A 13253-nucleotide genomic window follows, 5' to 3' on the forward strand; every position below is an offset into this window, starting at 1 on the left:
CGTCGGCACGCCGGCGGTGCGCGACCCGCAGCACCCGGACCGGCTCGACGCGTCCGCCTATACGGGCGAAGGGCTCGGCGAGCCGGCGCCCGTCCGGGTGAGCGCGGCGGAGGGTGAGCAAGCGCAGGCGTTCACGCTCGGCGAGGCTCCCGCGCTGGAGGGCGTGCAGGACCTGATGGCCATCGCGCTGGAGTAGACCGGATTCCCGGCGAGCGCGTCGAGCGCGACGCGCCTCCGGGGACGCCGTTCGCGTCGGCGTCACCGTCGCCTCGCCCCGCGCTTGGCGAGGCGGAGTTCGACGCCCACGGCCGCCTGATCGAGGCGGTGCGGCTGTGAGGCAGGCGCGACGAGGGCCGACCGCGCCGCGGGGCGGTCGCCCCGCCACAGCACCGTGGTGGCGGCCGTGGTCGGGTTGCGGCCACGGCGCAGGTGCACAGGAGACCCGGTAGCGTCGCCCCGAGCCGGTGGTGGTCGTGGACGCGACCGCCTCCGGGCGGGGCACCGGGACCGAGGACCGCGGGCTCGACCGTCCGCCGTCCTCGCCGCCTCGTCGCGACCGCCACCGGCGGGTACCCGAACCGATGGGCTCGGGCTCGGCCATCCGCCGCCCTCGCTGCCCCGTCGGATGCGCGACCCACCGGGTACCCGAACCGACGACCGCAGGCCCGCCCACCCGCCGCCCTCGCCGCCCCGTCGGGTGCGTAACCGGCGGGCGCCCGAACCGATGGGCTCGGGCTCGACCGTCGCCTCCGGGCGGGGCCCCGTTTACACCGTCACGCTGTGCTGCGTCGGGGAGCACGGCGGGCGCGCGGAGATCGGCCCACTGCTTCCGGTCCCGGCCATGGCACCGCTCAACGCCGCCGTGCTCGCCGCCGGAGTCGGCCGGGTCCACGCCGCCTTCGCCCCGGCCCGGCGGCGCAACCGCCGCGCGCGGGCCGCGTCCGCGCGTGGAGGTGACGGCGAGGACAGCGGGCGGGGGACGTGCGGCGACGGCGGACCGGGTGCGGACGCGAGCGGCGGCGCACGCGCGCGGCTCAGAGGCAGCTCGGTCGCCGGCGACCGAGCGCCCGGTTGGCGGCGCGGCTCAGGGCTTGCGGCCGACGGCGCAGAAGGCGTCGACCTCGGGCGGCGCCCCGCCGTCGGCCGTGGGCGCGGGCCGCCAGCGCGAGGTGGACACGACGCCGGGCTCCAGGATCTCCAGTTCCGTGAAGAAGCGGCGGATCTGCTCGGGACTGCGCAGCGTGATGCCCGGCGTAGCGCTCTCGTTCCACCGGCGAACCGCCTCCTCGGAGACCTCGCCGTGCACGACGCTGGTGTCGTGGGCGAGGACGAGGTAACTCCCGGAGGGCAGCGCCTCCACCAGGCGGCCGACGATCTCGTACGGGTGCTGGTCGTCGGGGATGTGCTCGACGACGCCGAGCATGGTCAGCGCGACCGGCCGACTCAGGTCCAGCGTCCTGGACGCGGCCTTCAGCACGGCGGCCGGCTCGCGCAGGTCGGCGTGGACGTAGTCGGTGGCGCCCTCGCGGGTGCCCGCGAGCAGCGCGCGGGCGTGCGCGTGGATCAGCGGGTCGTTGTCGACGTAGACGATGCGCGACTCGGGCGCGGCCGCCTGGGCCACCTCGTGGGTGTTGTCCGCGGTGGGCAGACCGCTGCCGACGTCGAGGCACTGGCGGATACCGGCCTCGGCGACCAGGTGGGTGACGGCGCGGCCGAGGAAGTCGCGGTCGGCGCGGGCGAGCTCGACGACGGTGGGCAGGAACTCGCGGATGCGGTCGCCGAGCTCGCGGTCGGCGGCGAAGTTGTCCTCGCCGCCGAGCCAGTAGTTCCACACGCGGCCGGTGTGCGGGACCGTGGTGTCGACGTCGGGTATCTGGGCGGCGCCGGTCGCCGGGACTTCCGCGGACCGGTCGGAGGTGTCGTCGCCTGGACGGTTCATCGCATGACCCCTGGGAGGTGGAGGGCTGCACGTGCGCCGGCGGTGCGCGGACCTAAGCGGACCTAAGGGGAGCACCGCCGCAGTGTCCCTTTCTAGCAGCAAGCGGCGGCGCCGGGCGGTGGCCCGGTGACCCCCCGCGCACGGCGCCCGCCGCGTCCGGCCCGAGGAGGGACCGGACGGGGCGCAGCGGGCACCTACGGGGGGTTCCCGGTGCGGGTACGCCGGGCTGCCGCGGCGCGGCACTTCAGGGGGGAAGGAGGCAGGGGCGCCGCGGCTCCGCAGCGCGCAGCCCCGCTCACCCCAGCTCGGGCACGCGGGACTGATACCGCTCCAGCAGGCCGGCGTTGGCCTCGTCGCCGCCGGGCATGTTGGAGGAGCGCCACAGCGGCAGGCGGATCCCGGCCGCGGCGGCACGGGAGTGCAGCTCGGCGAGCAGCAGGTTCCACAGGAAGGCGTTGGCCAGGCTGGACACGGCGCCGGTCTCGGGACTTGCGGGCGGGTAGGAGACGTCGCCGGGGAGCACGCAGGTGTCGAGCACGTGGTCGGCCTCCTCGCTGAGGGTGCTGCCGGCGCGCGGGGGCGCCGCGGCGTTGCACTCCCGCGAGGTGACGGCGACGACGGGGATTCTGCGGTCGGCGGCCTCGCGCGCCAACTCCACCGGATAGAAGTTGACGCCCGAGGTGGAGAACACGAACAGCACGTCGCCCGCCTCCGGCTTGGCGCGGGCCAGCACCTCGGCGGCCAGTCCCCGCTTGCGCTCGGCCGCAGTGCTGGAGGACGCACCGTTGACCGGCAGCAGCTCCGGCGCGTGCAGCGGTTTCACTGTGGCGAGCCCTCCAGCGCGGTAGAAGGCCTCGGTGACGGCGTTGAAGGAGTGGCCCGCACCCGCGGCGAGGACGACCCCGCCGCCCTCGACCACCCGCTCCATCAGCACGTCGGCGACCTCGGCCAGCGCCGCGGCGTTGCGCTCCTGGACGAGCGCGAGCCGATCGCGCATCAGCGCCCCGAAGTCCGCTTCCTGGGTCATGGATTCCTTTCGGCGTGATTGTGGTGGCGTGCCCACTGCGAGCAGCGGGCGGCCGGCCCGGCCGCTCCCGTCGGCCCGGACACGGACGGTCCTTCCGGGCCTCCGGCGCGGGGGCCCTGTGAGCCGCCTCCCGGTACGGTCCGGTCTATACCAGATACCAGATTCTCCCCTCGATGCCGGCCGCGTCAACGCGCCCCCGCCCTCGCGCCGCCGCCGGCACCGCGCCGGGAAGGGTGCAGTGGCGGGAGGGGAAGGCCGGGGCGGGCGGAAGGCGGGCTGGAAGCGGGCTGGAGCCGGGGCGGCGTCGGAGTGGCGGCGCCGCGGGATCCGGAACCCGGGAGGGGCGGAACCCGGGAGGGGCGGCGACGATCGTTCACCGGGACCGAGGAACCTGGAGCTGAGCAGCCGGTCGTCCGAAAGAATCGGTCTCGGAGCCCAGGAGGGGAGCAGGCCGATGTCACACGGGAGCCCCCCGTTTCGTCCTCATGGCGTGGACAGCGAAACGAACATCGCCGCCGACTACGCGGCCGAGTACCGTGCCCTGCGCCCGCGTCTGCTGTCGGTCGCCTACTCGCTGTTGGGCAGTGTCGAGGAAGCAGAGGACTCGGTGCAGGAGGCCTGGCTGCGGCTGGACCGCGCCCAGCGCGACCCGGAGCAGGAGGAGATCCGCGACGTCGCCGCCTGGCTGGTGACGGCCGTCTCCCGGCTCGCTCTGGACACGCTGCGCTCGGCGCGCCGCCGCAGGGAGGAGTACGTCGGCGAGTGGCTGCCCGAGCCGCTGGTCCAGCACGGCGACCCGGCCGACCGGGTCACCCTGGACGAGTCGATGAGCATGGCGATGCTGGTCGTGCTGGAGTCCCTCTCCCCCGCTGAGCGCACGGCCTTCGTGCTGCACGACGTGTTCGGCCTGTCCTTCGCCGAGGTGGGGAAGGTGGTGGGGCGCACGCCGGCGGCCTGCCGCCAACTCGCCGCACGCGCCCGCAAGCACGTCACCGAGCGGGCGCCGCGCTTCGACGTCGACGCCGACGAGCATCGCAGGATCGTCGACGCGTTCCGGGCGGCGGTGCGCGGCGGCGACCTGGACGGCCTGGTCGCGGTGCTGGATCCCGACGTCGTCATGCGCTCCGACGGAGGCGGTGTGGTGCGCAGCGCGCTCCGCCCGATCGTGGGAGCGCACAAGGTGGCGCGCTTCATGCTGGGCATCCGGAGCCGCTACGGCGCGGCGCTGGAACTGCGCCCGGCCACGGTCAACGGGCGCCCGGGGCTGGTCGGCGAGATGGAGGGGCAGACCGACAGCGTCATCGCGTTCGCGGTGTCCGGCGGCCGGATTGTCGAGATCGCCGGCGTACGGAACCCGGAGAAGCTGAAATGGGCCGGTGGGACCGCCGGTGACCGCCACGGCGACGGCTGAGCCGGACCGGCGGCCGATCGCGCGGTCCACGAGTCCGAGACCGCATCCGGATGTGGGTTCGGGGCCGGAGCCGGAACCGGGTCGGGGCCGGGGTCCGGATCCGATCCGGGGCCGCCGGTACCGGACACCGGCGCCCGAGTGGCCGGAGAGCCGGAGAGCCGGAGGGGCGGAACGTCGCAGGGTCGAGGGGCCGCAGGGTCGGAGAAGCAGTGATGCAGAAACGCAGAGAAAGAGAGGAGATTCGATGACCGAACGCGTGAACGTCTTCGAGCAGGCGCCGACCGCCTACGAGGCGATGGCGGGGTTGGAGCGGTTCCTTGCGCAGAGCCCGCTGCCGACGGCCACCCTGAACCTGGTCAAGCTGCGCGCGAGCCAGATCAACGGCTGCGCCTTCTGCGTCGACCTGCACAGCAAGCACGCCCAGAAGGCCGGCGAGAGCGACGAGCGTCTTTTCGCGGTGGCGGCCTGGCGCGAGTCGCCGCTGTTCACCGAGGCCGAGCGCGCTGCACTCGCCGTGAGCGAGGAGGCCACCCGCCTGGCCGACCGGCCCGAACCGGTGCCCGACCCCGTGTGGAATGAGGCGGCCCGCCACTACGACGAGCCGACACTCGCGTCCCTGGTCGTGGCGATCGCGACCATCAACGCCTGGAATCGGATCGCGGTCACCACCCGCATGGTGCCGGGCTCCCACACTCCCTCCTGATGCCGGTCGCGGCGGGTCGGCAGATGAACGGGTCTGCGGGGTGGTGGGCGCTCTCAGAGCCTGTGGGTTCTACGGTTGATCACACAGTGCGTTCGGTTGGTCGGTTGCTCCAGCGGGAGCTCGGACCGGCCGACCGTGTGACCGTCAGCCGCACCATCGCGATCGCGCTAATGGTCTGTCGGCCGGGTCGCGCTCCGTAGTCGCGGGCCACCCCGGCGGGTCGACCTCCGCGCTCGGCGGCGACGCGCCGACCGTTCCGGGGGTCGACATTTGCTGGTGCACACGGGCCCTTACCACTGAACGCGCGCACCGGCACATGCAACAGTCCCTCAACTGAACGCCGCGACGTAGGCGCGCTGCCAGGGAGTCTCCACGGCGCGAGGCGCGTAGTGCTCGCGGACGTAGGCGACGGCGTCGCGCGGCGGCACTCCGTCCAGCACGGCGAGGCAGGCCAAGGCGGTACCGGTGCGCCCGCGGCCGCCGCGGCAGGCGACCTCGACGCGCTGGGCGGAGGCGCGCGACCAGGCGTCGCACAAGGCCTCACGGGCGGCGGCGCGGTCGGCGGGCAGCCACATGTCCGGCCAACGGAGCCACACGGACTCCCAGGTCACCGACCCGGTCGGGGTGGACCGCAGGTAGATGCCGAAGTCCGGTTCAGGGCCCGCGGGGAGGGGGCGGCGCATCGCCCGGCCGCGGACGGTCTTTCCCGACGGCATGCGGAGCAGGCCCGGCGTCGCGGGCGGCCACGGAGCCTGCGCGGAGTCGACGGCGTCCTCCCAGCGGTGCGGATGGGCGGTGGGGATGGGCGGGCGATGCGGACGGGCGGGCGATGCGGACAGGCGGCGCGGACAGGCGGCGCGGATCGCGGGCACTGTCCTGCTCGGCCTGCTCGCCCGGCTCAGTCCGCTCGGCCGGCCGACGGTTCGCCAGACTAGCCGGGCAGGGCGCTCCGTGTCGGTCCCCGGCGGGCGTGGGAGGGCGTGGGAGGGCGTGTCCCATTCCGGTCATGACCCGCCTGCCGCGCCCCGGCGCCCGACCGGAACGCGGGACAATCCGCCCCCGCGTACGCCCAGGCCGGGTCCGGGCGTAGCGGCCGCGGACCGCGCCGGGGGCTCCTGCGGCGGCCGGCGGAGCCTGGCAGCCGACGACGCGCGGAACCGGTCGGCTCGTCATTGCGTTGCCCCAGCAAGAGGGGTACACCGGTGCCACCACTGGCGGCCTCCGCCATCCTGCGACGGAACGGAATCGGCCATGTCCCGACCCAACTCCGGGAACTCCCGGCGACCCGACGATCCGGACGCCGTGCTGGACGCGATGCGCACCCACTGGAACGGCCAGGCTCCCACCTATGACCGGGGGATGGACCGCATCGAGCGGATGATGGTCGGCGACGGCCGTTCGTGGGTGTGTCGGCAGGCCCGCGGACGGACCCTGGAGGTGGCCGTCGGCACCGGGCGCAACCTGGGGCTCTACGCCGAGGACGTCGAGCTGACCGGTATCGACCTCAGTCCGCGGATGCTCGACATCGCCCGGCGGCGCGCGCAGGGCATGGAGAACGTTGCCGCGCTGCGTGAGGCCGACGCCGAGCACCTTCCGTTTCCCGACGCCCACTTCGACTCCGTGGTGGCCACGCTCTCGCTGTGCTCGGTCCCCGACGTCGGCGCGTCCGTCGCCGAGATGCGCCGGGTCCTGCGTCCGGGCGGGCGCCTGCTGCTGCTCGACCACGTGCGCCCGACGTTCCCCCCGCTGCGCTGGTTCCTCCGAGCCGTCGAGTGGGTCACCGCCCGCACCCAGCCCGGCAGCGGCGAGCGCTTCATGCGCCGCCCGATCGTCCAGGTACGCGAGCACGGGTTCATCGTGGAGTCCGCCGAGCGCTCCAAAGGCGGCTTCATCGAACGGCTGAGCGCGCGCAAACCGACATGACCGCTCCGGGCCGTCCCCGCCCGAGCCGCTGGCACCGGATAGCGGGGAGAACGGGATAGCGGGAGCGGGACAGAGGTGGAAGGCGGCCCCGCGGAAAAAGCGCAGCGGATGGCCGGGCCCGCGCCAATCGGTTCGCATGCCCGCCGGTCGCGCACCCGACGAGGCAGCGAAGGCAGCGAGTGGCTGAGCCCGCAATCATCGGTCCCCGTACCCGCCGGTCGAGCCCGCGACGTCTGCAGCGATAACAGCGGCGGGCCCGGCCCGCGCCCGTCGGTAAGGGTGCTCGCCGGTGGCGCGTCCGACGGGGGCAGCGAAGGCAGTGAGTGGTCGGGCCTGCGATCACCGCTCCCCGTGCCCGCCGGTCGGGCATGCGGCGAGGCAGCAAGAGCGGTGGGTGGTTGATCCTGCGCCCATCAGTAGGGGTGCTCGCCGGTCGGGCAAGCGACGGGGCAGCGAAGGCGGCGGATGGTCAGGCCTGCGCCCACCGGTTCGGGTGCCCGCCGGTCGTGCACCCCGACGAGGCAGCAAGGACGGTGGGTGGTTCGGGGGCGGGGAATGCAGGGGGTGCGAAGCGGGGGCAGGACGTACCGCCATTGGGATCGGATATTTCGGGCATACCGACGCGCCGTTCACTCCTGGGCGGACACGAGACCGGCGCGATCCGCAGGACGGCATGACCGCACCGATGCACTTCCACTATGCGAAAACATTCAGGGCGAATCGTCAGGTTTGTCGGAATCAGATGCCCTGGGTCGGCCCCGCGCGGCGACGAGACCGCGCAAACCGGCGCCCCGAGGCCACTGAGGGGTGCATCCGGCGGGTCTCGTCGCCCCGCGGTCCGGTGCGAAGGAGCTTCCCTGGGGTGCAATTCGGACACAGAGGCAGAAATCACCCCACTGGAGAGGGCGTGCGGGAGCCTGAGGGACTGCTGTGAGGCGGAAGGCTGGTTCGTCGCCACTCGTGGGGATCATGGGCCTCGAATGCCCCCCACCGCGCGCCCGGTCGGCAGCGGACGGCAGCCTCACGCCGGATGCCACCGCCACGACGGGCGAGCAACCGGCGATCATCCGACCCGATGTTCGCCGGCCCGGCCGTCCGCTGCCCTTGCTGCCGACGTCAGGCGCGCAACCGGCGAGCACCCAAACCGGTAATCGCGGGCCCGACCCACCACCGCCCTTGCTGCCCCCGTCGCACGCGCAACCCACCACAACCCCAACCGGTGAACGCGGGCCCGACCCACCACCGCCCTCGCCGCCCCCGTCGCACGCGCAACCCACCACAACCCCAACCGGTGAACGCGGGCCCGACCCACCACCGCCCTCGCCGCCCCCGTCGCACGCGCAACCGGCCATCACCCCCACCGATGAACGCGGGCGCCGTCCTTCACCACCCTTCGGGTCGGTGACTGCTGCGACGTCGCGGGACGTCGCCGTAGGCTCGACCTCCGGCGGGCATGAGCGAGAATCGTCCGGGCGAGATCGGTCTCGGCGGGCTCGGCGAAAGGTCTCCGGCGCGGGTCTTCGCGGGCGTACCGCCCGGACGGGGACGCACACTACGGACACGCATCACGCATCACGCAACGGGGAACGGGGAAACGAGGTGGACGTGGTCGCGCAGGCGCCCGGTGTGTTCTTCCGGGAGTGGCTCCGGCGCGGGGCAGGCGAGCGGCGCGACATCGGTCGGGCGGCCGACCTGCTGGCCGTCCTGGACCTTCCCGCACCGGACACGCCGGTGCTGGCCGTGGTGGGTTCCAAGGGCAAGGGGACCTGCGCCACCTACGCCTCGGCGACGCTGGCTGCCTCCGGCGCCCGCGTCGTGACGGTCACCAGCCCGGGCGTCCGCGGACCGCGCGACCGCATCAGGCTCAGCGGGAACGCGATCGGCGCCTCCGACCTCGCCCGGCTCGCCGACCAGCTGGACGAGGCCGTGCGTCATCTTCCGCCGCCGCGGTCGGGCTACCTCTCCCCCAGCGGGCTGTTCCTGGCGGCGGGTGCCCTCTACGCCCGCGATCAGGGCGCCGACCTGCTGGTGCTGGAAGCCGGCATGGGCGGCCGCGGCGACGAGGTGAGCCTGTTCGACCCCGCGGCGGTCGCGCTGACCACCGTCTTCGGCGAGCACCTGGGCGTGCTGGGAGACACCGTCGGCCAGATCGCCGAGGAGAAGGCCGGAGCAGCCGGCCCCGGCACGCGCGCGTCCGTGCACGGGCCGCTGGAGGCCGGGGTCGAGGCCGCGGCCCACGCGGCGCTCGCCGCGCGCACCGGGGGCGGAGTGCGCCCCGAGCGCCTGGAACCGGGCGAGGCGGGCGCTCCCGATTCGCTGCTGCCCGAGGGCCTGGGCCGCTCGGCGGCCGAATTGGGGTATGCGTCCGCCCGGAGGCTGCTCGCCGTCCTCGGACGGGCCCAGCCCGAGCCCGAGCGCCTTCGCCGGGTGCTGGCGAGCGTCCGCCTGCCCGGCCGGCTCTCCCACCACGTCCTCGACCGGCCCGCGGACCGGAGCGTCGCCCCCGGCCCCCATCCTTCCCCCGGCCCCCACCACTCCGCCGGCACCGGCCCCACCGAACTGATCGTCGACTCCGCCATCGAGCGTGCAGGCGTGGCGGCCGCGCTGGAGCACGCGCGGCGGCGTTGGGGAGGCCCCGACCACGTGCTGGTGTGCCTGCCCGACCACAAGGACGTATCCGGCGCGGTCGACGCGCTCGCCGGCGAGCGCGTCACGGCGGCCGAGCTGCCCGACGCCCACCTGACGTTCTCGGCCGAGCTTCCCGCCGACTGGGTGCGCGTGCGCGCGGAGGAGGTCACGCCGGACCTGCTGACGCATCTGGGCCGGCGCGTCCTGGTGCTGGGCACCGTGTACTTCACCGGCCGGGTGCTCGAAGCGATCGGCGCCGACACCGACTCGCTGTTCACTCCCTGATGCCATCACCGGCCCGCTGACCCCCGCCCTGTGACCCCCGCCCTGTGACCCCCTCTGACCCCCTCCCCTGATCCCGGGCCCCGTCACCGAAGACCGCACCCGGCCGCCTCATCCCGGCGTCCGAGTCCGATCCCAGCCCCCGATCCCAGCCCCACCCCGCCCCTGAGAGTCCGCGCACGCGAGCGCCCTCCGGCCGCCGCGCAAGGCGGTTCACCGGAGGGCGCGGGCGCCCGGGCTCAGGAGGACTCGACCAGTTCGGCGAGCTTCTCCAGCCCCGCGCGGGCGCCGTGCTCCATGCCCGAGGCGATCATGCCGTCGCGGTCCTCGATCGACTGGTAGATCGAGAGCTCCGTGTACTTGGTCCTGCCGTCCTCCAGCTCCTCCAGGTCCGTGCACTCCAGCGCCACGTGGCCCGGCATGCCCTCGAACTCGAAGGTGTGCACGAGCCGCTCGGGCGCCAGGACCTCGTGGAAGACCCCCCTGAACGCGTACTCGGTGCCCGTCTCGTCGCGGCTGATGTTGCGGTAGGTGCCGCCGCGGCGGGCCTCGAACTCGGAGATCTCCAGTTCGCCGGGCCCGCCGGCGCCCCACCACTGGGCGACCAGCCTGGGGTCGGTCAGCGCCGCGAAGACCTTCTCGCGCGGCGCGTCGAAGACCCGCGTGATGACGATGTCCTGCCGCCCCGGCTCGACGATGATCTCGGTGGTGTCAGTCATGGTCCTGCTCCCTCTCCGTGTTCTCGGCGCTTCCTGCGCCGGTCCCGCCGCCGCCGGCGCGGCGGCTCCGCCCGGCTCGGCTCCGTGCCGTTCGCCTGCTGTCCGTCATCCGTCCCCTTCGCCCGTGAGCCCTCGTATGGCCAGATCGAGGCGGTCCATACGGTCGCGCTGGATCTCGCGGTAGCGGTCGATCCAGCCCGACGCGGCCTCCAGCGGCGCCCGCTCCAACCGGCAGGGCCGCCATTGCGCGTCGCGCCCGCGGGAGATCAGCCCCGCTCGGACCTTCAGGTGCTTGGAAATCGCCTGCATGCTGATGTCGAACGGTGCGGCGAGCTCGTTGACCGTGGCCTCTCCCCGCGCCAGCCGGGCGAGGACGGCCCGGCGGGTCGGATCGGCCAATGCCGCGAACGTCGCGCTCAGCTCGTCATCGGCCATCGTATTCAACCTCATCGTTTATCAACTTGCAGGTTGAGTATCCAGCGCAGCGAGTCCGGTGTCAATCCCCTCGCCCCCCGACCCCGCGGCCGGCCGACTCCTCGACCGGCCGAGCGCAACGCTTCCCACGGCGCCCGCACGCACCGGGGCGCGGCCGTACTCCGGTGTACGGCCGCGCCCCGGTGTCGTTCGCGCGGCTATCGGCCCTCAGCGCCGCCAGCGCCAGCCCAGCTCCTCCTCGCTCGCGGGCGGGCCGGGCAGCCCGGTGTCGCGCGCCGCTCCGGCCGCGGTGTCCAGTCCGGCGAGCTGCAGCGCCAGGTAGCGCCTACGCAACCGGCGGGTCCGTTCAGGATCGGGGAACCGCAGGGCCGCGCACCCTTCCAGCACGAGCACGATGTCGGCCGGGGTGAAGTCGGAGCGCAGGCGCCCCGACGCGTGGCCGCGCCGTGTCAGGCGCTCGGCCAGCTCGCTGGAGCGCGCGGCGTCGGCGCCCATCTCGGCCGTGGGCTCGAAGGACCCGGCAAGGTGCACGGTCAGGGAGTGCACGTCCGCGTCGACGATCCTGGCCAGGAACGAAGTGAAGGCCTGCCAGTCGTCGTCTTCGGCCAGAGCCTGCTCGGCCTCGGCGATGTAGCGGCGCAGACCGTCGTGGCAGACCTGGCGCAGCAGGTCCTCCTTGCCCCCGTAGCGGCGGTAGAGGGCGCTTATCCCCACTCCCGCCCGCGAGGCGACCGCGGAGACGGGGGCTTTGGGATCGTCCAGGAACACGGCGCGGGCGGCGTCGACGATCGCGGAGTCGTTGCGCGCGGCCTGCGCACGGCGTCCGGAGAAGTCGGCGGCCTCGGTCGGATTCGGCATGCCCTCATCCTAACACTGGAACGGATCATTCCGTTCTGCTACAGTCGAACCAACAGCGGAACAGAGTATTCCGCTCTGGCAGAAGGAGTCGCCATGTCCGCCGACAGCATCCGCCCTTACCGCGTCGAGATTCCCCAGACCGCCCTGGACGACCTCGGCGACCGGCTGCGCCGCGCGCACTGGCCCGAGGAGGTCCCCGGCTCCGGCGCAGCCTACGGCGTGCCCCGCGACCGCGTCCGCGAGCTGGCCGCCTACTGGCTGGAGAGGTTCGACTGGCGCGCCCTGGAGCGGCGGCTGAACTCCTACCCGCAGTCCACGACCGAGATCGACGGCCAGAACATCCACTTCCTGCACGTCCGCTCGCCCCGCGCCGACGCGCTCCCGCTGATCCTCACCCACGGCTGGCCCGGATCGGTGCTGGAGTACCTCGACATCATCCCGCTGCTGACCGACCCCGACTCCGCGGACACGCCGGCCTTCCACCTGGTGATCCCGTCGCTGCCGGGATTCGGCTTCTCCGGGCCCACGCGCGAGGCGGGCTGGGGCACCCGCCGCACCGCGCGGGCGTGGGCCGAGCTGATGGAGCGGCTGGGCTACTCGGCCTACGGCGCCGTGGGCAACGACGGCGGCTCGATGATCTCGCCCGAGGTCGGCCGCATCGCACCGGAGCGAGTGGCGGGCGTGCACGTCACCCAGCTCTTCTCCTTCCCCACAGGGGACCCCGCGGAGATGGCGGACCTGAGCGGGCAGGACCAGGCGGCGCTGGCGCACCTCCAGTGGTTCTACGAGAACAAGTTCTCGTTCAACTCCCTGCACAGCCAGCAGCCGCAGACGCTCGCCTACGCGCTCGCGGACTCGCCGCTGGGGCTGCTCGCCTGGCAGGCGCAGCTCTTCGACGAGACGGTGGACGCCGAGTTCGTGATCGCCAACGTGGCCCTGTACTGGCTGACCGGGACCTCGGGATCGTCGATCCGGTTCTACTACGAGGACGCCCACGACGACGCCCGGCCCGAGGGTCCCACGACCGCACCCACGGCGCTGGCCATGTTCGAGGGGGACTTCGTCTCCATCCGCCGGTTCGCCGAGCGCGACCACGCCGGGATCGTCCGGTGGAACTCCTACGGCGCCGGCGGGCACTACGCCGCGCACCAGGCGACCGGGGTGCTCGCCGGCGACATCCGGGAGTTCTTCGCCGAACTCGGCTGAGGCGCCGCGGCCGCCGTTCCGCTCACAGCAGAGCGGGCGGGCGGAGGCGCCCCTCGGCGCCTCCGCCCGCCCGCGGTTGCGGTACGGGCCCCCGTCGTCCGCACCGGCCGTACGGGTCCGCG

The 13253-nt window shown here is 73.8% G+C and carries 12 protein-coding genes; 6 read left to right on the top strand and 6 right to left on the bottom strand.

Features of this window, described 5'->3' with window-relative positions; all coding sequences use genetic code 11:
- The first annotated feature begins 16 nt into the window (after positions 1-16).
- On the top strand, positions 17-196 hold the full coding sequence (locus ABD284_RS02005) for a hypothetical protein (RefSeq protein WP_344140319.1): 180 nt from the start codon (positions 17-19) through the stop codon (positions 194-196).
- Between the two features lie 888 nt (positions 197-1084).
- Here the strand turns inward: ABD284_RS02005 and ABD284_RS02010 are convergent.
- The gene (locus ABD284_RS02010) at positions 1085-1939 is read right to left on the bottom strand and encodes an SAM-dependent methyltransferase (RefSeq protein WP_344140321.1); all 855 of its coding nucleotides are present in this window, start codon (positions 1937-1939) and stop codon (positions 1085-1087) included.
- Between the two features lie 295 nt (positions 1940-2234).
- Positions 2235-2966: a sugar isomerase domain-containing protein gene (locus ABD284_RS02015; RefSeq protein ID WP_344140323.1), complete on the bottom strand. Its 732-nt coding sequence runs from the start codon at positions 2964-2966 to the stop codon at positions 2235-2237.
- A gap of 490 nt (positions 2967-3456) precedes the next feature.
- Here ABD284_RS02015 and ABD284_RS02020 point away from each other — a divergent pair, with 490 nt between their 5' ends.
- Both ABD284_RS02020 and ABD284_RS02025 read left to right on the top strand, forming a co-directional pair.
- Complete coding sequence (locus ABD284_RS02020) at positions 3457-4377, top strand: sigma-70 family RNA polymerase sigma factor (protein WP_344140325.1); 921 nt, start codon at positions 3457-3459, stop codon at positions 4375-4377.
- Positions 4378-4621: 244 nt separating this feature from the next.
- Positions 4622-5080, top strand: a complete 459-nt coding sequence (locus tag ABD284_RS02025; protein WP_344140327.1) for a carboxymuconolactone decarboxylase family protein — start codon at positions 4622-4624, stop codon at positions 5078-5080.
- A gap of 329 nt (positions 5081-5409) precedes the next feature.
- On the opposite strand, the gene ABD284_RS02030 is transcribed toward ABD284_RS02025, so the two are convergent.
- A complete protein-coding gene (locus tag ABD284_RS02030) occupies positions 5410-5763 on the bottom strand; it encodes a protein-tyrosine phosphatase family protein (RefSeq protein ID WP_344140329.1) in 354 nt (117 codons plus the stop codon).
- Positions 5764-6331: 568 nt separating this feature from the next.
- Here ABD284_RS02030 and ABD284_RS02035 point away from each other — a divergent pair.
- The gene (locus tag ABD284_RS02035) at positions 6332-7003 is read left to right on the top strand and encodes a class I SAM-dependent methyltransferase (RefSeq protein WP_344140331.1); all 672 of its coding nucleotides are present in this window, start codon (positions 6332-6334) and stop codon (positions 7001-7003) included.
- A 1599-nt stretch (positions 7004-8602) separates the two neighbouring features.
- The gene (locus ABD284_RS02040) at positions 8603-9916 is read left to right on the top strand and encodes a hypothetical protein (protein ID WP_344140333.1); all 1314 of its coding nucleotides are present in this window, start codon (positions 8603-8605) and stop codon (positions 9914-9916) included.
- A 236-nt stretch (positions 9917-10152) separates the two neighbouring features.
- Here the strand turns inward: ABD284_RS02040 and ABD284_RS02045 are convergent, their stop codons facing one another.
- From ABD284_RS02045 to ABD284_RS02055, 3 genes are all read right to left on the bottom strand, one after another.
- Positions 10153-10632 carry an SRPBCC family protein gene (locus ABD284_RS02045; protein WP_344140335.1) on the bottom strand — a complete coding sequence of 160 codons (480 nt, stop codon included), beginning with the start codon at positions 10630-10632 and terminating at the stop codon, positions 10153-10155.
- A 105-nt stretch (positions 10633-10737) separates the two neighbouring features.
- Complete coding sequence (locus ABD284_RS02050) at positions 10738-11067, bottom strand: ArsR/SmtB family transcription factor (RefSeq protein WP_344140337.1); 330 nt, start codon at positions 11065-11067, stop codon at positions 10738-10740.
- A 207-nt stretch (positions 11068-11274) separates the two neighbouring features.
- Complete coding sequence (locus ABD284_RS02055) at positions 11275-11925, bottom strand: TetR/AcrR family transcriptional regulator (RefSeq protein ID WP_344140339.1); 651 nt, start codon at positions 11923-11925, stop codon at positions 11275-11277.
- Positions 11926-12018: 93 nt separating this feature from the next.
- On the opposite strand from ABD284_RS02055, the gene ABD284_RS02060 reads away from it, so the two are divergent.
- Entirely contained in the window at positions 12019-13131 is a 1113-nt protein-coding gene (locus ABD284_RS02060) for an epoxide hydrolase family protein (protein WP_344140341.1), read from the top strand.
- The last annotated feature ends 122 nt before the right edge of the window (positions 13132-13253 follow it).

Origin of the sequence: Streptomonospora arabica (assembly GCF_039531585.1) — a bacterium.
Classification (GTDB): domain Bacteria; phylum Actinomycetota; class Actinomycetes; order Streptosporangiales; family Streptosporangiaceae; genus Streptomonospora; species Streptomonospora halophila.

Excerpts from the sequence above, each read along its gene's own strand:
- ABD284_RS02010 (WP_344140321.1), bottom strand. The coding sequence starts at position 1,939 with ATGAACCGTCCAGGCGACGACACCTCCGACCGGTCCGCGGAAGTCCCG.
- ABD284_RS02015 (WP_344140323.1), bottom strand. The coding sequence starts at position 2,966 with ATGACCCAGGAAGCGGACTTCGGGGCGCTGATGCGCGATCGGCTCGCG.
- ABD284_RS02025 (WP_344140327.1), top strand. The coding sequence starts at position 4,622 with ATGACCGAACGCGTGAACGTCTTCGAGCAGGCGCCGACCGCCTACGAG.
- ABD284_RS02030 (WP_344140329.1), bottom strand. The coding sequence starts at position 5,763 with ATGCGCCGCCCCCTCCCCGCGGGCCCTGAACCGGACTTCGGCATCTAC.
- ABD284_RS02035 (WP_344140331.1), top strand. The coding sequence starts at position 6,332 with ATGTCCCGACCCAACTCCGGGAACTCCCGGCGACCCGACGATCCGGAC.
- ABD284_RS02045 (WP_344140335.1), bottom strand. The coding sequence starts at position 10,632 with ATGACTGACACCACCGAGATCATCGTCGAGCCGGGGCGGCAGGACATC.
- ABD284_RS02050 (WP_344140337.1), bottom strand. The coding sequence starts at position 11,067 with ATGGCCGATGACGAGCTGAGCGCGACGTTCGCGGCATTGGCCGATCCG.
- ABD284_RS02055 (WP_344140339.1), bottom strand. The coding sequence starts at position 11,925 with ATGCCGAATCCGACCGAGGCCGCCGACTTCTCCGGACGCCGTGCGCAG.
- ABD284_RS02060 (WP_344140341.1), top strand. The coding sequence starts at position 12,019 with ATGTCCGCCGACAGCATCCGCCCTTACCGCGTCGAGATTCCCCAGACC.